Annotated in this window: 18 protein-coding genes; 11 read left to right on the top strand and 7 right to left on the bottom strand. The window is 65.5% G+C overall.

What is annotated here, in order from left to right; all coding sequences use genetic code 11:
- Window positions 1–39 precede the first annotated feature (39 nt).
- Window positions 40–297 (bottom strand): hypothetical protein, encoded by a 258-nt coding sequence (locus tag B0G38_RS03280; protein WP_264668124.1) that lies wholly within the window; start codon window positions 295–297, stop codon window positions 40–42.
- Window positions 298–675: 378 nt separating this feature from the next.
- Here B0G38_RS03280 and B0G38_RS03285 point away from each other — a divergent pair, with 378 nt between their 5' ends.
- Window positions 676–2,250: a GAF domain-containing protein gene (locus B0G38_RS03285; RefSeq protein WP_264668125.1), complete on the top strand. Its 1,575-nt coding sequence runs from the start codon at window positions 676–678 to the stop codon at window positions 2,248–2,250.
- Window positions 2,251–2,288: 38 nt separating this feature from the next.
- Here the strand turns inward: B0G38_RS03285 and B0G38_RS03290 are convergent, their stop codons facing one another.
- Window positions 2,289–2,981 (bottom strand): response regulator, encoded by a 693-nt coding sequence (locus B0G38_RS03290; protein WP_413542023.1) that lies wholly within the window; start codon window positions 2,979–2,981, stop codon window positions 2,289–2,291.
- A gap of 165 nt (window positions 2,982–3,146) precedes the next feature.
- On the opposite strand from B0G38_RS03290, the gene B0G38_RS03295 reads away from it, so the two are divergent.
- Window positions 3,147–3,548, top strand: coding sequence for a hypothetical protein (locus B0G38_RS03295; protein ID WP_264668126.1), 402 nt, complete (start codon window positions 3,147–3,149; stop codon window positions 3,546–3,548).
- Here B0G38_RS03295 and B0G38_RS03300 read toward each other — a convergent pair.
- Both B0G38_RS03300 and B0G38_RS03305 read right to left on the bottom strand, forming a co-directional pair.
- Window positions 3,517–4,086: a hypothetical protein gene (locus tag B0G38_RS03300; RefSeq protein WP_264668127.1), complete on the bottom strand. Its 570-nt coding sequence runs from the start codon at window positions 4,084–4,086 to the stop codon at window positions 3,517–3,519. The genes B0G38_RS03295 and B0G38_RS03300 overlap by 32 nt on opposite strands.
- 73 nt (window positions 4,087–4,159) lie before the next feature.
- Entirely contained in the window at window positions 4,160–4,621 is a 462-nt protein-coding gene (locus tag B0G38_RS03305) for a MarR family winged helix-turn-helix transcriptional regulator (protein WP_264668128.1), read from the bottom strand.
- 124 nt (window positions 4,622–4,745) lie between these two features.
- On the opposite strand from B0G38_RS03305, the gene B0G38_RS03310 reads away from it, so the two are divergent.
- The 4 genes from B0G38_RS03310 (at window position 4,746) to B0G38_RS03325 (ending at window position 9,243) form a co-directional block, all read left to right on the top strand.
- Complete coding sequence (locus B0G38_RS03310; RefSeq protein WP_413542018.1) at window positions 4,746–6,572, top strand: ABC transporter ATP-binding protein; 1,827 nt, start codon at window positions 4,746–4,748, stop codon at window positions 6,570–6,572.
- 36 nt (window positions 6,573–6,608) lie between these two features.
- The gene (locus B0G38_RS03315) at window positions 6,609–6,761 is read left to right on the top strand and encodes a hypothetical protein (protein ID WP_264668129.1); all 153 of its coding nucleotides are present in this window, start codon (window positions 6,609–6,611) and stop codon (window positions 6,759–6,761) included.
- 90 nt (window positions 6,762–6,851) lie between these two features.
- Complete coding sequence (locus B0G38_RS03320) at window positions 6,852–7,292, top strand: Hsp20/alpha crystallin family protein (RefSeq protein WP_264668130.1); 441 nt, start codon at window positions 6,852–6,854, stop codon at window positions 7,290–7,292.
- A gap of 274 nt (window positions 7,293–7,566) precedes the next feature.
- Window positions 7,567–9,243, top strand: coding sequence for a RecQ family ATP-dependent DNA helicase (locus B0G38_RS03325; protein WP_264668131.1), 1,677 nt, complete (start codon window positions 7,567–7,569; stop codon window positions 9,241–9,243).
- Here the strand turns inward: B0G38_RS03325 and B0G38_RS03330 are convergent, their stop codons facing one another.
- Entirely contained in the window at window positions 9,244–10,044 is an 801-nt protein-coding gene (locus tag B0G38_RS03330) for an AfsR/SARP family transcriptional regulator (protein WP_264668132.1), read from the bottom strand. It lies immediately after the preceding gene.
- A 254-nt stretch (window positions 10,045–10,298) separates the two neighbouring features.
- Here B0G38_RS03330 and B0G38_RS03335 point away from each other — a divergent pair, with 254 nt between their 5' ends.
- Complete coding sequence (locus B0G38_RS03335; protein ID WP_264668133.1) at window positions 10,299–10,880, top strand: hypothetical protein; 582 nt, start codon at window positions 10,299–10,301, stop codon at window positions 10,878–10,880.
- 69 nt (window positions 10,881–10,949) lie between these two features.
- Here B0G38_RS03335 and B0G38_RS03340 read toward each other — a convergent pair whose 3' ends face one another.
- Complete coding sequence (locus B0G38_RS03340; RefSeq protein WP_264668134.1) at window positions 10,950–12,236, bottom strand: alanine racemase; 1,287 nt, start codon at window positions 12,234–12,236, stop codon at window positions 10,950–10,952.
- 153 nt (window positions 12,237–12,389) lie between these two features.
- Here B0G38_RS03340 and B0G38_RS03345 point away from each other — a divergent pair, with 153 nt between their 5' ends.
- Together B0G38_RS03345 and B0G38_RS03350 are read left to right on the top strand one after the other, a co-directional pair.
- Window positions 12,390–13,034 carry a DUF998 domain-containing protein gene (locus B0G38_RS03345; protein WP_264668135.1) on the top strand — a complete coding sequence of 215 codons (645 nt, stop codon included), beginning with the start codon at window positions 12,390–12,392 and terminating at the stop codon, window positions 13,032–13,034.
- Between the two features lie 82 nt (window positions 13,035–13,116).
- Window positions 13,117–14,322, top strand: a complete 1,206-nt coding sequence (locus B0G38_RS03350; RefSeq protein WP_264668136.1) for an MFS transporter — start codon at window positions 13,117–13,119, stop codon at window positions 14,320–14,322.
- Here the strand turns inward: B0G38_RS03350 and B0G38_RS03355 are convergent.
- Window positions 14,309–15,340 (bottom strand): LacI family DNA-binding transcriptional regulator, encoded by a 1,032-nt coding sequence (locus B0G38_RS03355; RefSeq protein WP_264668137.1) that lies wholly within the window; start codon window positions 15,338–15,340, stop codon window positions 14,309–14,311. The genes B0G38_RS03350 and B0G38_RS03355 overlap by 14 nt on opposite strands.
- A gap of 202 nt (window positions 15,341–15,542) precedes the next feature.
- On the opposite strand from B0G38_RS03355, the gene B0G38_RS03360 reads away from it, so the two are divergent.
- Both B0G38_RS03360 and B0G38_RS03365 read left to right on the top strand, forming a co-directional pair.
- Window positions 15,543–16,658, top strand: a complete 1,116-nt coding sequence (locus B0G38_RS03360; protein WP_264668138.1) for a Gfo/Idh/MocA family oxidoreductase — start codon at window positions 15,543–15,545, stop codon at window positions 16,656–16,658.
- A complete protein-coding gene (locus B0G38_RS03365; RefSeq protein WP_264668139.1) occupies window positions 16,655–17,500 on the top strand; it encodes a TIM barrel protein in 846 nt (281 codons plus the stop codon). Before B0G38_RS03360 ends, B0G38_RS03365 begins: the two co-directional genes overlap by 4 nt.
- Window positions 17,501–17,521 lie beyond the last annotated feature (21 nt).

Genomic DNA, 17,521 nt, shown 5'->3' on the forward strand with positions numbered 1-17,521 from the left:
CCGGCCATTGCCAATAGGGCCCAAAGTCCCGCCTTCGGGTCAGGCGTACCAAAACCAGCCCGGCGGCTCCCAGTCCGAGGGCACATCATGGCCGCTGAACTGCCCGCATTTAAGGCAGCTGTAGCTGGCTTCGGCGGACGTAAGCCCTGTCCCGGGCTGCAGCCGGGGCGGAATGAACTCCTCAATGATCAGATACTGGTCCGAGCGGCAGGTCTCGCAGAAGGGCAGTTCCGGTCCGATCCCAATTGTGGGGACCGCTGTTGCCGCATCGTCTTCTTGCCAGGCGGGTAGAACCATAGGGGTTTCCTCCGGTCTTGCTCAAGACTTGTGCCGGACGTCATTGTTCCGGCGCAGCAGCCGTCAAAGGCCGCATAATCAAGAGTCTGCCCTAGCCACCTTGGAAAGAGGAGGGCCTTTCGTCCCCCAATTGTTACAAAGGCGCAAATGGCCCTTGATTGAACCATTCAGCACGTACGACGGCGATGGTTGCCGGGTTCAGGACGGCCCTGCAGCCGTCCCGCAGAACGATCCGGCGGCCTAAGAGCTTGACGGGAGTTGTCCCCGGCAACTTAGATAACAGTCCAGAGCTTTAGCGCAACGGCCGGGCTGCAGAGTACGAACATCGGTTGGGGGACGTATGTGGATTCCGGATTCGCCGGCTGAAGGCAGGACCGGATGAAACACCTGCTGGCCGCCGTGATGGCGCTCGCTGAAGACCTGAGCCTGGAAACCGTCCTTCGGCGAGTGGTGGAGTCGGCCTGCCAGTTGGTGGATGCCCAATACGGCGCCCTGGGCGTTGCCGGTGAAGACGGCACATCGCTGAGCCACTTTATTACCGTCGGCATCGACGAGGAAGAACACCACCGCATCGGGGATCTGCCAACCGGACACGGCGTGCTCGGGCTGCTGCTGCGCGAACCCGTAGCGCTGCGGCTCAATCCGCTCAGCGGACACGCGGACGCCCATGGCTTTCCGCCCAACCATCCCCCGATGCAGTCCTTCCTCGGAGTGCCGATCCGCGTCCGCGGCGCAGTCTTCGGCAGCCTGTACCTGACGGAGAAGAAGGGCGGCGGCAGCTTCACGGTCCAGGACGAGGAATTCGTCACCACCCTTGCCGCGGCGGCGGGCGTGGCGATACAAAATGCGCGCTTATTCGAGGCCATGACGCGCCGTGAGCAGTGGCTGCAGGCCTCGATGGAACTGAGCATGCGGTTGCCTTCCAAATCCCAGGACCCGCGCGATCTGATCGTTGACCACGCGCTGGCACCGTCCGGGGCTGCGCTGGCGGTGTTCGCCACCCCGGCCCAGGACGGGATGATCGCCCGGTGCGAAGCTGCCGCAGGCGAGCGCGCGGGGGAAATTGTCCGCCAGAGCGTCCCGGTCTCACTCACCGTTCTCCACTCCGTGCTTGATACCGGAAAGCCCGTATTGTGCGAAGCGGCAGATCTGGTGGACCCGGAAAAAGCGGAGGGGCTGGGGGCCGCACTGGTAGCCCGGCTGTCCCCGCGCGGCGGCGAACCCAGCCTGCTGGTGCTCTGCCGGGAGGCCGGGGCCGATGGTTTCCACCCCGTTGATCTGGACATGGCAGAAATCTTCTGCACGCATGCTTCGCTCACCATGGAGCTGGCGCAGGGCCAGCGGCTGCGTGAACAGTTGGTGCTCTTTGCCGACCGGGACCGGATTGCCAGGGATTTGCACGACGTCGTTATCCAACGTTTGTTTGCTGCCGGTCTGAGCTTGCAAAGCGTGCGCCGCTACACCATGGAGGACAGCGCCCAGGAGCGGATCACCGACGTCACCCGGGAACTGGACGAAGCCATCCGCGAGCTGCGCGACACCATCTACTCCCTGCGCGTCGATGCCCAGGAAGAAGTCCTCAGCAGCAGGATTGTCCGCGTTGTGCAGGAAGGCACCCGGGCGTCCGCCTTCACACCCCGGCTCGAAATTTCCGGTCCCATCGATTCGGATGTGCCGGACAACGTGGCCGAACACCTGCTGGCGGTTATTCGGGAAGGACTCAGCAACTCGGTGCGCCATTCGGATGCCGACCATATCGAGGTCGCCGTGGCGGCCATCGACAACCGCGTCCGGCTGGCCATCAAGGACAACGGCCGCGGATTCGCCCATCCCCTGCGCCGCAGCGGCCTGGCCAACCTCGAACAGCGGGCGGAAGAACTCCACGGCACGCTGGACATCAAGAGCGCTCCGGGCAAGGGCACAAGCCTGGTCTGGACAGTGCCGCTGGCGTAGCAGGCTCCGCAGCAACGCCGGCAGTCATCAGGCGACCGCTACCCCACCCCGTCCGGCTGCGCTTCGCCGGCAGCCTTGGCCACGAACACCGCAGCCTGGGTCCTGCGTTCGAATCCGAGCTTCGCCAGGATGGAGGACACGTAGTTCTTGACCGTCTTCTCCGCCAGGAACAGCTGGTCGCCGATCTGCCGGTTGGTCAGGCCCTCGCCGATCAGCGCCAGAATGCGCAGCTCCTGCGGGCTCAGCGCATCCAGCCGGGGATCCGCCGCCTCGGGCCGGGCCAGCCCCTGCAGGATCCGGGCCTTCAGGTCCGGCTCGAAAAGCGACTCCCCGTTGGCGGCCTTGCGCAGCTCCGCCACGAGATCCGTTCCGACAATCTGCTTGAGCACATAGCCCAGCGCCCCGGCGATGACCGCGCTGCGCAGCGAACGTTCGTCGTCGTAACTTGTCAGAATCAGGCACCGCAGCGAGGGATCCACGGAGAGCACGTCCCGGCAGACCTCGATCCCGGTGCCGTCCGGCAGCCGCGCGTCGAGTATGGACACGTCCGGACGCAGGACGGGAATCAGCCCCGTTGCCTCCCGCGCCGAGCCTGACTGGCCGATGACCTCGAAGCCCTCGCCCTCCAACAGGTCCTGAAGTCCGCGCCTGACCAGTTCGTGGTCATCGAGAATAAAAACCTTGATGCTGCGGTCCGCCGAATCCGGCTGAGCGCGCGCTGCCTCATCCACCTGTTCCCCATTCACGATGGCACTCCCATGTGCTCGTCATACGGTCCGGTCCCCTAGTTCATTGTTACCGGGTCTGCCGGTTTCGCCAAGTGGCGAAGGTCCTGTGTGGAAATGTGATGGAAACGCTATCTGGCTAGGGCGTTTGAAGCAGGCCCGGCCCATAGGATGGAGAAAACACTCCCATCCGACGTCCGGCTTGCCCGGCTGAAAGTCGAGTTGATGAATCCCCCGGCTGAAAACGCCCCTTACCCCCGCCGGCGCGACATCCGCAGCGGGGCAGCGGACCCCGTGCCCCCGACCGGCATGATCCCCGTGGTCCCTTTGCCAACCAAGCTGTCCGTACCGGCTCAACCTGCCCTGCCCGCCCGCAAGGAACTACGGACCGGGATGATCCAGATCGTCCCGCCCGCGGACGGCCAGCCGTCCTCGGAAACGCGCTATGTGCCGGCGCCAAAACCTGAAACAACGACGGCGGACCCGGCCTCGCGACGCAAGCCGCTCTGGATTGCCGGCGGCGCAGCCGTGGTGGCGGGGCTCATCGCCGCGACGTTGCTCTTCTGGCTCTGACGCTCCTGGTTCTCGCGAAGCGCGTGATGGCTACGGCAGACAGGGTTGCCAGCACGGGAATCAAGACCAGCGGACCCACTCCTGCCAGTCCATTGCTCCCGGCGGCTAGCAGTCCCATCATGCCGATCCAACAGAGCACTGCCGCGTAGGCTGCGACCACTGCAAGGCCGTTGAAGAAGCGGGGGTGGTTGGCCGGGTACCGGCCGAGTTTCGTCCTTGGACCGGACTGCCGATGCTGCCGCCGCCCCGCAACCTTCCGGTGCTGGCCGTGCGGAGGCTTCCGGTGCCGCCCGTCTGCGGAAGCGGGAACCGGCTCTTTCAGCCAGAGCCGCCAGGCTGCGTAAAGACCTGTGCTGAACAGGACGGGGAAGAACAATAGATGCGGTATCGCGTGGGCAAGACCGGGCACTGTGAACAGCAGGGCGATGGCGCCGAACCAACACAGACCTACGCCGTACATGCCGATGACCAGAAGGGTTTTCTTGGCGTTCTGACTGAGCGCCGGACGCTTTACGGGGATGAGTTCCTGGCTGGACATATCCGCTCCGCTGCGAAACTGGGACGATCTGGAGTGATTCCATCACAGCATGGATAGCCCGCATTGGCGAGACCTACTGCGCGCGGTCCTCGGACGCCCTGTCGGCGGTCAGTGCGGCACCTTCTTCGGCACGCAGGAGCCGGCCCAGGGTGGCGGCGAGCTCGGCGCGCTCCTCGTGGGCCAGGACCGCGAAAAACTTGTCGGCCTGCTCCAGCTGCGCGGCACGAATGGCCTCGGACAGCTCGCGGCCGGCGTCGGTCAGGGTTACCACGGTGGCACGGCGGTCGGCCGGGTCCGGCTGGCGCACGCACCAGCCGCGCTCCTGCAGGCCATCCACCACTTCGGTAGCGGAGCGCGGAACGATGTGGAGCCGTTCGGAGAGTTCCCCCAGCCGCAGCTGGCCGTGGCGCCTGAGCATGCCCAGCGCCCGCGACTGCGACGGTGCAACATCCCACGGCGCCAACGCGTCCCGGGAGAGGTGCCGCAGCCGTCGGGCTACGGCCCAAAAAGAATCCAGCAAGTTTTCATCGGCCACGGGAATAGACTATCAGCGGTAGCGGTGTACCCTCATAGTGAGGTTACCTCAGCAATTCTGCTGGTCCTCAGTCATCAACCGGCCGTCCAATCAGAACGGCCTGGCACCCCTCGAGAGAAACGGGGTGGTTCCCACGGAATCCATCAATACCATCAGCCTGGGCCCCGGCGGCGGCCGTGGCGGCGGACCCGGCCGCGCGCCCACCGCCGCGGAACGCGACCAGGCGCAGCACGTTTCGCTGCGGCGCATTGCGGGACTGTTCCGCCCCTACCGCTGGCAGCTCACGCTGGTCACCGCCATCATCATCGCGTCCTCCGTGGTGTCGATGGCCTCGCCCTTCCTGCTGCGCGCCGTCATCGACACCGCGCTGCCCGAGCAGGACGTCCGGCTGCTGGTTTTCCTGACCGCCGGCATGCTGGCCGTCGCCGTCATCACGGCCGCCTTCGGCGTGGTCCAGACCTGGATCAGCACCCGGATCGGCCAGCAGGTGATGCACCGGCTGCGCTCGGATGTGTTCACGCACCTGCAGCGCCAGTCCATCGGCTTCTTCACCCGCAGCCGCGGCGGCGAGGTCCAATCCCGCATCACCAACGACATCGGCGGCATGCAGACGGTTGTCACCTCCACTGCCACGAGCATCGCGGCGAACCTGACCACTGTGGTGGCCACCGCCGTCGCCATGGTGGCACTGTCCTGGCAGCTGAGCCTGATCTCGCTGCTGGTGATGCCGCCGGCCGTGATCCTCACCCGCAAGGTCGCCACCATGCGGCGCGAAATCACCGCCCGCAAGCAGCGCGAGCTGGCGGACATGAACGTCACTATCGAAGAGTCGCTCTCCGTCAGCGGCATCCAGCTGAGCAAGACCCTGGGCACCGGACCGGCGCTGGCCGCCCGCTTCACCGAGTCCTCCGGCCGGCTCACGGACCTGGAACTGCGCAGCGAACTTGCCGGCCGCTGGCGGATGGCCACCATGAGCATCATCTTCGCGGCCGTCCCCGCCGTCATCTACCTGGCCGCCGGCCTGCCCGCCACGGCCGGAAACATGACCATCGGTACCGTGGTGGCGTTCACCGCGCTGCAGAGCGGACTGTTCCGGCCCCTGATGGGACTGCTGAACGTCGGCATCACGCTGACCAGCTCGCTGGCCCTGTTCGCGCGCATCTTCGAGTACCTCGACCTGCCGGTGGAGATCAAGGACCCGGACTCCCCCGCCGTCGTTGTTCCTACCGAGCTCAAGGGGCACGTCCGCTTCGAGGAGGTGAGCTTCAATTACCCGGGCAGCGAACTTCCCGCGATCGACGGCGTCAGCCTGGACGTGCCGGCCGGCACCACCCTGGCGCTGGTGGGGCGGACCGGTTCGGGCAAGAGCACGCTCGCTTCCATGGCCGCCCGGCTGCACGATCCCGGCTCCGGCCGCATCACGATTGACGGCGTGGACATCCGCACCATGGCGCTGGCGGATCTGGCCTCCGTGGTCGGCATTGTCAGCCAGGACACCTACCTGCTGCACACCACGGTGCGCGAAAACCTGCGCTACGCCAAGCCGGACGCCACCGATGCGCAGATCGAACAGGCCGCCCGCGACGCGCAGATCCACGAGCACATCATGGCGCTGCCGGACGGCTACGACACCATGGTCGGCTCCCGCGGCCACCGCTTCTCCGGCGGCGAAAAGCAGCGCATCGCCATTGCCCGGACACTGCTGCGCAACCCGCAGGTGCTCATCCTCGACGAGGCCACCAGCGCGCTGGACACCCGGACCGAACGAGCCGTGCAGGAGGCCTTCGACCGGCTGGCGCAGGGCCGGACCACCATCACCATCGCCCACCGGCTCTCCACCGTCCGCAACGCTGACCAGATAGCAGTGCTCGACGGCGGACGCATCGTTGAGACCGGAACCCACCACACGCTGGTGGAAGAGAACGGCCGCTACGCCGCACTGGCTGCCTGAACGGGCCGGGGCGACGGGCTGCGGCATACTGGGACCATGAAGCAATTGCTCACCGTCCTCCTGATTGCGGCCATCGTCCTGCTGGTGCTGGGCATCGCCGTCCAGGCCGTGAAGTTCCTGCTCTACGTGGGCCTGGTCGTGCTGGTGGTCTCCGGCGCCGTCCTGCTGCTGACGCGCGAACAGGACTGACGGCCGGGCCCGCATCACGGTCGGGCTTGTCCTTGTCACCGCATGCCTCCGGTGGGAATCTGTAAGGAACCCGACTGAAAGGACACGGCCATGGCTGAGCAGCATAAGAGGCTTCCCTTCGACCCCCGCAGGTCCCCCGGCGAACTGCTGGAACCGCTCCGGCGTTTGTTCGACACGGAAATGGAGTCCTCTTCGGGCATCCGTGTCGAGGAGTTCGTGGACGACCAGACCATGGTGGTGCGCGCCGATCTGCCGGGCATCGACCCGGACCAGGACGTGGACGTTTCCGTGTCGGACGGTGTCCTGCACATCAAGGCCGAGCGCCGGGAACAGACCGAGCACCGGGACAAGGACAGTTACCGCTCGGAGTTCAGGTACGGCTCGTTCACGCGGGACGTCACGTTGCCCGATGGCGTGAACGCGGACGACATCAACGCCACCTACCGCGACGGCGTACTGGAAGTGCGGACGCCGATGCCACCCAAGCCGGCCGGAAGTCCGCCGCGCAAGGTGCAGATCAACCGCGGATGAGCTAAAAGTCTCGCGTGAGTTAAAAGTGAAGACCCCCGCCAGTCTCGGAGCGGGGGTCTTCGGGCGTCCCGGACGGATGAATGGGGGAAAGCATCCGGTCCGGGAGCGGCCAATATCTTGGGGGAAGATAATCGCGGCCAGCTGTGCCGTGTACAGTCTGCCAATTCACCGCACACTATGGTGAATCGTTTGTTACAAACCTCGTAATGTTCAGCGCGAGGCCCAATATCGCCCTATTCCCCCATCCCGGACGTCCACGGGAGAAGATCGAGAAGTGGCAAACGTAGATCAAAAAACTTCAGAACAGCCGACGGCGGAGCAACTGCGGGACATCGCCGAGCACTCCTTCGGCATGGAGACCCTCCGCGAGGGCCAGCTCGAAGCCATGGAGGCAGCCGTCGGCGGCAGGGACGTTCTCGCCGTCATGCCCACCGGGCACGGAAAGTCGGCCGTGTACCAGGTGCCGGGCGTGGCAATGCCGGGCACCGCCGTCGTTGTTTCGCCGCTTTTGGCACTCCAGCGCGACCAGGTGGAGGCCATCAATGCGGACCTGCAGGCGGAGCGGGCTTTCGCGATCAACTCGCAGGTGCGGGCCAAGGCCGAGCGGGCCGCGTGGGAGGCGCTGGAGAACGGGGAGGCCAAGTTCATTTTCCTGGCGCCGGAGCAGTTGGCCCGCGAGGAAACCATGACGCGGCTGGCCAAGCAGGACATCAGCCTGTTTGTGGTGGACGAGGCGCACTGCATCTCGTCCTGGGGGCACGACTTCCGGCCGGACTATCTCACCCTGACCGCGGTGGTGAAGCGGCTGGGCCATCCCCCGGTGATCGCGCTGACCGCCACCGCCTCGCCGCAGACCCGCAACGAGATTGTGGACCGGCTGGGCATGCGCGATCCGCACACCTTTGTGCACAGTTTTGACCGGCCCAACCTGAACCTGAGCGTGCAGCGCCACCACGAGGAACGAGGCAAGCAGGACGCCGTGCTGGACCAGCTCGCGGAGCTCCAGGGACCGGGGCTGCTCTACGCCGCCACGCGCAAAGACACCGAGTTCTACGCCGCGGAGCTCGCCGAGCGCGGACTGCGGACGGACGCCTACCACGCCGGCCGCAAGGCCTCGGAGCGGAAGGCCATCCATGAGCGCTTCCACGCCAACGAGGTGGACGTCGTGGTGGCCACCACCGCGTTCGGCATGGGCATCGACAAGCCGGACGTGCGGTTTGTGGTGCACGCGGACATCACCGACTCGCTGGACAGCTACTACCAGGAGATCGGCCGGGCCGGTCGGGACGGCGAGCCCGCCCGCGCCGTGCTGCACTACCGCTCCGAGGACCTGGGGATGCAGCAGTTCTTTGTCGGCGGCACCCCGGCCGAAGAGGACCTGGCTGCGGTGTTCGGGGCCGTCCGGGACCACTCCCCCATCCGCGCCGCCGGCCTGCGCGAACACACCGGGCTGACGCCGCGGAAACAGACCCGGGTGCTGAACCTGCTCGAGCACAGCGGCAGCATCGCGGTTAACCGCAGGGGCTACCGCGCCGTCGGCTCCGTCAGCACTGAGGAAGCGGTGGAGAAGGCCCTGGCGGAATCGGAATCGCGCCGGCTGATCGACAAGTCCCGGATTGAAATGGCGCGCGGCTACGCCGAGACGGACAGCTGCCGGAGGGACTGGCTGCTCAACTACTTCGGCGAGGAGACGGACGGCTACTGCGGCAACTGCGACAACTGCGAAGAGGGCTCCCGGGCCGAGGCAGAGGCACACGAGGCCGCCATGCCGGAAGGCTACGAGATCCAGCGGCCGGTCACGCACCGCGAGTGGGGCCACGGCATTGTCATGGGGACCCAGCCGGACCGCATCACCGTGCTCTTCGACTCGGTGGGCTACCGGGACCTGGCCTTGAAGGCCATCGAGGAAGATGAGGGGCTGTTGACGTACGACGGCGGCGGCGCGGCTTAGTTACGCCGGCTCACCTATCAGCTGGCCAGCCCGGGCGCCGACAGCCAGAGAGTCGCTTCTCTCCCCGGACCGGGGCACAGCAACCAGCAGGTCGGCCAGGCGCCGGGAAGGTGCAACGCCAAGTTCTTCGCGGTACCTGGAGCTGAACTCCTTGTACCCGCGCAAGGCTTCGGCGTAGTTCCCTTCCGCCAACTGTGCCTGCATAGCCAGCCGTTGGGCCTCTTCATTGAGTGGATCGATTTCCATCGCGGAACGGGCTGCTTCCACGGCGCCATACATGTCCTCCAGCCGGAAAAGTCTCCAGGCCAGCTGCTGAAGGGCTTGCGTGCGTACGCTGCGCCATTCGTCCTGCGCTTCCACTACCCAGTCGTCATACCAGCCGGGCAAGAATTCACCGTGGCACAGCAGGTGGCTGCAGGCGATGGCCGCGGCGCCTTCGATTTCAGAGGTTCCGCTCAGCTGCTGCCGGAGTTCCTGGACATCCACCCGGACGTCCGGTGCCAGGCCGACCCGCCCGAATTCGGCAACCAGGACGCCCGGCAAGTCCCGGGATACCTGGCACAAACTGATGCGCAACGATCCTGAAGCCTGCTTTTTGCTAGCCTCCGGCCATAGTATGCGTGCCGCAGTGGAACGTGGCATTGGCCCTTGGAATGCCAGCAAGGCGATCAGGCGCTGCTCGCGTCGTGAGGGTGTGTGGTCAACCATGCCGCGCCGCAAGCGCCAGCAGCCGATCAACCCCAGACTCCACTGGTCCTCATCATTGACGCTGCCGTTTGGTCCTATGCCGAAGATGTCCATATCCGCTCCTGAGGTCCGATAGATGCTGAACCAGAATGCGCTTGCAACAGCTCCGGCAGCGTCCACCGCAGGGCGTAAAACCGCCGTACTTCCCGGGATGTAGCCGGCACCGCCACGGGCATCGTGCTACACCTGCAGATGTACCGCGCGAACCAACTTGCAGATGGATCCGCCGGATGCCCTGCCGAGGCGAAACTGATGGCGTACCCCGACGGGACGCAACGAATCAGCCAAGACATGCAGGAGCAAAATCAATGTTCGCTAAGAAGAACTCCGGTAACGGAGCAGCATCAGTACGCAGCAAGGGCACGCTGGTCAAGGCAGCCACCACTGCCGCGGGCCTGGCAATCGCCGCATCGGCCGTGCCTCTTGCCCTCGCCGGACCGGCTCAGGCAAACGTCGTCGCCCAAACTGCAGCCGTCACGCAGAGCCAGGGCCACCACGGCTACAAGTACGGGTGCGAGGTGGAACCGATGAAGCCGAAGGTTTACTACAAGAAGCACAAGGACCACCACGGCAACTACTACAAGAAGGCCCACTACATCGACTACAAGCTCAAGGTCCATTGCGAAGATGGCTACTGGATCGATCTGCACCAGAAGACCTGGAAGAAGGGCCACGGCGGCGACCAGTACATGGGCGGATGGAAGCACAAGGACAAGTTCGACCATGAAGGCTACGAAACTTACACCGTGCGGTACCACGCCCCGGACCATTACAGGCATGGCGAGAAGGTCTACCACAGCGTGAACTACAGGACGCACAAGCACGGATATGACTGGTCCAAGTGGTACGGCTGGGAGAAGAGCCACTACGAGTACATCTACAAGTACTAACCCGTCAAGATCGCGCCATCAGGAACACCGGGTGCCCGGAAGCCCACAGCTTCCGGGCACGTGGTGTTCCTAAAAGAATGTCTCGATCAGCCGGGTAACCTTGGCGCTGGCCCCAGGGGTGAAGCTTTCAACTGCGGGGATGAGCCGCCATTTGTCGAACATGGTGCACGGGTGCGAGAGTCCCAGCACCACCAGGTCCCCCACGGCGGGCTCGGCGCCGTCGGCCGTCCGCAGGAACGAGTGCTGGTCATTCATCCCGCTCACGGTAGCCCCGCGCAGGTCTGAAGTTTGTCCCGTTGTCCGGGATACGGCGGTCAGCGGGATGGGGAAGCCCTCGTCGTAGGGAAAGTCCCGCTTGCCGCCGTCGAGCAGGGCCAGCCCGGGCTCCGGCTGGGACAGCACCCGGCAGACGGCGCGGGCTGCCGGCACCAGTGTCTCGTCACCAGTGGACGCGCGGTCCGGGTCGAAGGGCGACAGCGCATGGTAGATCCCGTGGTCATGGGTGATGTAGGCACCGGACCTCAGGACGTACCGGGCAGTGTCGGACTTCCGCGCCTGCGCGAACAGCTCACTCACGACGTCGGGATAGTTGCTGCCGCCGCAGGTCACCAGCACGTCGGCGTCGTCGTACAGGTGTCCGATCCGCTGGTGCAGCTCCAACAGATCCGCAACGTACCGGTGGAGGAAGTCCAGCGTCGCCTTGTCCCGGTCATGCCCGAGCGCCCCCTCGTAGCCGGCCACCCCGGCCAGCCGCAGAACCGGTGACGCGGCAACCGCTTCGGCGAGCGCAACGGCCTCGTCCACGCTGCGGCAACCGGTCCGCCCTCCCGGCGCACCGAGCTCAACCAGCACGGACAGCGGCCGGGCCAGCGTGACCCCGGCCAGGGCTTCTTCGGCAACACCGATGGCAGCGGGATTGTCGAGCCAGGACCAGATGGAGCACTCTGGATCAGCTAGCTCCCTGGCGACCCAGCGGATCGCGTTCGGGTCCGTGAGCTGGTTGGCCAGCAGGAGCGCGTTGAAGGAACGCGCCCGCCCCACCCGCAGCTGGCTGGGATTGGCCACGGTGATGCCCGTGGCACCGGCATCGAGCTGCTGCTGCCAGAGCTGCGGCGCCATGGTGGTCTTGCCGTGCGGCATCAGCTCCAGATCGCGCTCGCCCAGCCAGCCGGCCATGAACGCGACATTGTGCGCCAGGGCTTCCTCGTCCAAAACCAGCAAGGGAGTCCAGAAATCGGCCAGGCCCGGACCGGCCGCGACGTACTCCTCAACGGTGCGCCCGGCCGCATCGCCGGGCAGTCCCTTGTCGTCCGCGCTGATCATCCGGGTCTGCTGTACCTGCTGCTGTGGGTTCAACGTCGCCCCGCCTTTCGTCGTCGTCGTTGGAATTTTCTTCCAGCGTAGTGGGCCGACGACGGCGGGGCTCACCTTTCCGGGTCAGTCGCCTACAGCTAGGCCTAGCGGTGACCAACTACAAGCTGATGCCCGCTTAGTGGAATGCTGGGCCCTATGACAACGCAGCCGCTCACCGCAGGTCGACGCCGATACGCGGCGGCTGCCATGGCCGGCGCCGTGATTTATGCCGTGGTGGACGTTGTCCTTCATTTGCTGCCGCCGCACTACAACCCGATCAGCGACGCCGAAAGCAACCTCGCGGTGGGTCCGTTCGGCTGGATTATGAACCTCAATTTCCTCGGCCGCGCCGTCATGACTTTCTGCGTGATAGCCGCGATCAGCCGGACGGGGCCGGCGACGAGGCTGCGGCGCACCGGCTCTTGGCTTCTGGGCGTCGGAGGTGTGTGCTCGGGGGTGCTGGCGTTCTTCTCGGCCGACGTCCATGCTGCCGGCGCATCCGGTCTGCGGGTTTCCACCACCGAAGGCACCATCCATCTTTATGTCGCGGCCTTCGGGTTCCTCGCAGCGTTGGCGGCCTTCGTCCTGCTGACACTGTGGATCCGGACCAGCACGGAACTGCGCAACGCGTATCCGGCAGCCTTGGCCTTCACCCTGCTCGCCGGCGCCGGGCTCGCGTCCCTTGGCCTGACCATCGGCTTTGCACCGGAACTGCTCGGCTTGGCGGAGCGGATCTGTTTAGTCGGCATCCTCGGCTGGGCGTTTGCCGTCAGCGCCGCTATCCGCCGGTCCGACCCCTGAGGGCGGGATTGGCAAGCCAATCTGCGACTCAGCATTACCTGCAACATGTTTCACCACACGGCGGACCTGCAACACTGGTCCGATGAGAAGTTCCCGCGGTTTTATCGCCGGTTTGATCGTGCTCTGCCAAAGCTCCCAGTCCTTGGCATACGCAGGCATCGCGCTGTTCCTTCCGCTGATCCGGACGGAACTTGGACTGACCTTTACCGAGTCCGGTTTGTTCGCCATTGCGACCACGGCCACTTATGCGGCGATGCAGATTCCCGCGGGATATCTCGCGGACCGGTTCGGCGCCAAGCGGGTATTCCTGATCGGCACCCTCGGGGTGAACCTGACAGCCCTAGGTTTTGCATTGCTGCCGACATTTGGCTGGCTACTCCTGGACCAGGCAGTATCAGGGGTATTCCGGTCACTTATGTTCGCGCCAGGCATGGTGCTGATGTCACGCCAGTTCCCGCCCGAGCGCCGCGCAACCGCAATGGGACTGTTCGTGGCACTGGGTTTCACCTCCAACATCTTCCTGAACACCCTCGGTCCGGTCTTGGTGGGCCCGCTTGGCTGGCGAAATCTATTCCTCATCTTTGCCGCGTTGGGCCTGCTGTTCCTGGTCCTGTTCTGGAAGACGCCGGAGGCACCTGGCACCGGGCAGGACAGCCGGCCCGTCCGGCTCCACGAGCTCGCGGCCATCATGCGCGAGCGCATCCTGTGGCTCTGCGCAGGTATCCAATTCGTGCGCTTGGCTGTCACCGGCGGAACGGCGATGTGGCTGCCAACGTATCTGGTCGCGGACAAGGGCATGTCGCTGCAGGCCGCAGGGCTGGTGCTCGCCGCGGGCGCTCTGCTTTCTGCCCCGGCAAACTTCCTCGGCGGCTACATCGCGGACCGTTTCAACCGTCCCGTGGCGGTCATCTCCACAGCACTGGTGCTGATCGGCGGAACGTTGCTGCTGATCGTGCAGGCCCAGTCCCCCGCTGCCCTGCTGGTCCTGGTGGCCGTCAACCAATTCCTGGTCCAGATCTACTTCGGTCCGCTTTTCGACATTCCTGTCCGCGCACTGGGACGCGAATTTGCGGGCACGATAAGTGGCTTCTCTAATTTTTGGGCGAACATCGGCGCCCTGTTCTCGCTGTACCTGCTCGGGTCGGCGAAAGATGCGCTTGGCTCGTTCGACGCCGGCTTCTTCCTCCTGGCGGGACTGTGCGCGGCGGCTCTCCTCCTGGCGGTACCCGTCTCCCGAGACCTCACCAGGATTACGACGACGGCGACGCCCGCTGTCAGCGGACGCTAGACGCGGCGGGAGCGGGGCCTGTAGTAGCCCGGACCACCAGTTGTGGCTGGTGGACCAGGCCGGCGGGCTCCTTGGAGGCCAGCCGCGCGGCCGCGCACCCGACGGCGGCTTCAGCCAACCGCGGCGCGTCCTGGCTGACGCTGGTCAACTGCACGTGGCTGAGGCGGGCAAGCTGACTGTCGTCGTACCCGGCTACAGAGAGGTCCTCAGGAACATTCAGTCCCGCTCGTCGGACCGCCTCGAGCACGCCCAGTGCACACCGGTCGTTGAAGGCCACTACGGCGTCAGGGACCGAACCGGCCACCAATTCGCCACCCGCGCGCAGCCCGTCTTCTTCGTGGGCTCCGCCATGGAGCACCCGGATATTGGCCGAGAGCCCGTACTCCTGCATGGTCAACCGGTAGGCGGCGCTGCGTTCCTCAGCGGCCACTGCGCCGGCACCATCAATGTGCACAATATTGCGATGCCCCAGCGACACCAGATGTTCCACGGCCGCACGAACGCCAGCGCCGTCGTCGCTGCGGACTACGTCAACACCTTCAGCCGACGTCGGGCTGAGGAGGCTGACCACCGGCACCTGACGGGCATAGGCAGCCAATTCCTCCGGGGCGGAGGACGGCGAGATCATCAGCGCGGCCTCAATGCCCGCGTCCAGCAGCGACTCCAGTGCGCGGGATTCCGGCCGTCGCGGGCCGACAGCGCTGAGTGTCACGTCGAAACCGGCCGCCTCTGCCGCGGCATAAATGGACTCGACCACCTCGCCGTGGAACGGCTCGGAGAGTGTGAAGGTGACGCCAAGCAGCCTGGTCCGGCTGCTACGCAGCAGGCGCGCCCGGGAATCCGGACGGTAGCCGAGCTCGCTGGCCACCTCGAGCACGCGGCGGCGGGTGGCCTCGCCGGCACCTTCGGCGCCGCGCATCACGATCGAAGCCAACGCTCGCGAAACTCCGGCCGCCGCGGCGACGTCCGCCAGGGTGGTCCTGCGTCCTGGTGTGCCCTCAGACGTTACTTGCACCATGCTCCTTCGTTTTCGGCCTGCGTTCCCGTCCGATACATCAGCTGGCTTTTCCAGCCGCCGTTTCAGTTCTTCCTCGACCCAAAATTGATACTAGAACGATCTAGACAGTGCTGTCCACGTATGCCACAGTGGACTCGTCCCATTAACTAGATCGTTCTAGTCCGTGCCTTTGCCGCCGGACAACCTCGCTGAAGGAGCATCCATGGCCTACGTTGAGCGCAGCCCAATCTCGGCATACCCCATCAGGCTTGCCCTGATCGGTTCCGGCTGGATGGGAGCTTTCCATGCCGAAAGCGCCGCCACCCGGATCGGCGGAACCCGCCTCGAGGCGATCGCCGATCCTGCCCTTGGACCCGCCACCGAACTGGCGGACCGGCTCGGCGTCGCAAAGGTGACTGCCCATCCAGCCGACCTGTTTGCCGATCCGGACATCGACGGCGTCATCATCGCAGCACCGGCCCGCTTCCACTCGTCCCTGATCGCAGCAGCCGCTGCCGCCGGTAAGCATGTGTTCTGCGAGAAGCCGGCCGCCCGAACCCTCGAAGAGTTGGACGAGGCGCTGGCCGCCGTAGACGAGGCCGGCGTCGAGCTCCAGATCGGCTTCAACCGCCGATTCGCGGCGGATTTCGCGGCTGCCAAGCGCACCATCGACGCCGGAACAGTGGGCGAGCCACGCCTGCTACGTTCGCTTACCCGCGATCCCAACACGACGGACGCCATCCTAAACGCGGATCGGACCCCGCAGTGGACCATTTTTCTCGAGACGCTGATTCACGACTTCGACACTCTCAACTGGTTCAACCAAGGAGGCGTCCCGGAGCAGGTCCATGTGATGGCCGATGCGCTGGTGGAACCTTCCCTCAAGGATGCGGGCTATCTGGATACCGCCGTCGTCACCATCCGCTACAGCAATGGAGCGATCGCCGTCGCCGAAGCAAACTTCAGCGCCCTATACGGCTACGACGTACGCGGCGAGGTATTCGGGTCGGCCGGCATGGTCCAGGCCGGTTCGCTGCACGAGACATCAGCCACAAGCTACACCGCGCACGGCTTCGGCGGCGAAACCCCGCGTCTGAACGTAGAGCTGTTCCACGAGGCCTACACCGCGGAAATCGCCCACTTCGCGGAGGTCATCCGAAGCCGGCGCGACGGCACGCCCGCTCCTGAGCTTGCCGCACCCGGCGGCGCCGATGCCCGTGCGGCCCTAGCCCTCGCCCTGGCTTGCATCCAATCAGTCGAGACCGGTGCCCCCGTGAACGTCGCCGATGTTCTCCCCGCCGCCGTCCCGGCCGGCGCACTTCCGGCGGACGCCCGATGAGCGAGCAGGCCGCGCCGAGCCGGGGCCCAGTCGACATCCGCCTGGCTGTCTGCGCAGAGATGGTTTTCCTGGACCTGCCCATCGAGGAACGTGTCCGCCGGATCGCCGACGCTGGCTTCGACGTCGAGCTATGGGATACCCGCAAGCACGACGTCGAACAGCTCGTCGCCACCGGCGCCAAGTTCTCCTCGATGACCGGCTACTCGGCTGGCAGCGTCATCGATCCGGACACCGCGCCCGATGTCCTCCGCACGGCCGCCGAGCTCATTCCCACGGCACTGGAACTGGGCGTCAGCCGCATGGTGGTCCACCCGGCGGAGCTGATCAACGGGCAGGCTGCACGTCCGGCCTTCCGCGCTACCGGCCAGATGTGGCTCACGGGACTGCGGACTCTTGAAAAGCTGGGCGAGCTCGGCGCGGAGCACGGCGTCACATTCGCGCTCGAGAACCTCAACACCATTATTGACCACCCGGGTATTCCGCTCGCCAGGGCCAAGGACACGCTGGCCCTCGTCGAGGCGATTAAGCACCCCAATGTGAAGATGATGCTCGATATTTATCACGCGCAGATCGGCGAAGGGAACCTGATCGACCTGCTCGGCCGCGCTCTGCCGCACATTGGCGAGATCCAGGTAGCGGACGTTCCGGGGCGCTGCGAACCGGGCACTGGAGAGATCCATTTCCCTGCCATTGCCCGCGCGCTGGACGAGATCGGGTACAAGGGGACGGTAGGGATGGAGGCGTGGGCCGAATCCGACAGCGAGCTGGCCCTGGCACGCTTCCGTGAAGCGTTCACGCTACGGCGCTCGGTTCCTTTCGGTGCTGGAATCTCCACCGGTTAGCAGCAGATCGAGTAGGAGGGC

The organism is Crystallibacter permensis (assembly GCF_025960875.1).
Taxonomy (GTDB): domain Bacteria; phylum Actinomycetota; class Actinomycetes; order Actinomycetales; family Micrococcaceae; genus Crystallibacter; species Crystallibacter permensis.

Excerpts from the sequence above, each read along its gene's own strand:
- B0G38_RS03285 (WP_264668125.1), top strand. The coding sequence starts at position 676 with ATGAAACACCTGCTGGCCGCCGTGATGGCGCTCGCTGAAGACCTGAGC.
- B0G38_RS03345 (WP_264668135.1), top strand. The coding sequence starts at position 12,390 with ATGACAACGCAGCCGCTCACCGCAGGTCGACGCCGATACGCGGCGGCT.
- B0G38_RS03295 (WP_264668126.1), top strand. The coding sequence starts at position 3,147 with ATGGAGAAAACACTCCCATCCGACGTCCGGCTTGCCCGGCTGAAAGTC.
- B0G38_RS03365 (WP_264668139.1), top strand. The coding sequence starts at position 16,655 with ATGAGCGAGCAGGCCGCGCCGAGCCGGGGCCCAGTCGACATCCGCCTG.
- B0G38_RS03360 (WP_264668138.1), top strand. The coding sequence starts at position 15,543 with ATGGCCTACGTTGAGCGCAGCCCAATCTCGGCATACCCCATCAGGCTT.
- B0G38_RS03300 (WP_264668127.1), bottom strand. The coding sequence starts at position 4,086 with ATGTCCAGCCAGGAACTCATCCCCGTAAAGCGTCCGGCGCTCAGTCAG.
- B0G38_RS03315 (WP_264668129.1), top strand. The coding sequence starts at position 6,609 with ATGAAGCAATTGCTCACCGTCCTCCTGATTGCGGCCATCGTCCTGCTG.
- B0G38_RS03350 (WP_264668136.1), top strand. The coding sequence starts at position 13,117 with ATGAGAAGTTCCCGCGGTTTTATCGCCGGTTTGATCGTGCTCTGCCAA.
- B0G38_RS03335 (WP_264668133.1), top strand. The coding sequence starts at position 10,299 with ATGTTCGCTAAGAAGAACTCCGGTAACGGAGCAGCATCAGTACGCAGC.
- B0G38_RS03320 (WP_264668130.1), top strand. The coding sequence starts at position 6,852 with ATGGCTGAGCAGCATAAGAGGCTTCCCTTCGACCCCCGCAGGTCCCCC.
- B0G38_RS03355 (WP_264668137.1), bottom strand. The coding sequence starts at position 15,340 with ATGGTGCAAGTAACGTCTGAGGGCACACCAGGACGCAGGACCACCCTG.
- B0G38_RS03280 (WP_264668124.1), bottom strand. The coding sequence starts at position 297 with ATGGTTCTACCCGCCTGGCAAGAAGACGATGCGGCAACAGCGGTCCCC.
- B0G38_RS03330 (WP_264668132.1), bottom strand. The coding sequence starts at position 10,044 with ATGGACATCTTCGGCATAGGACCAAACGGCAGCGTCAATGATGAGGAC.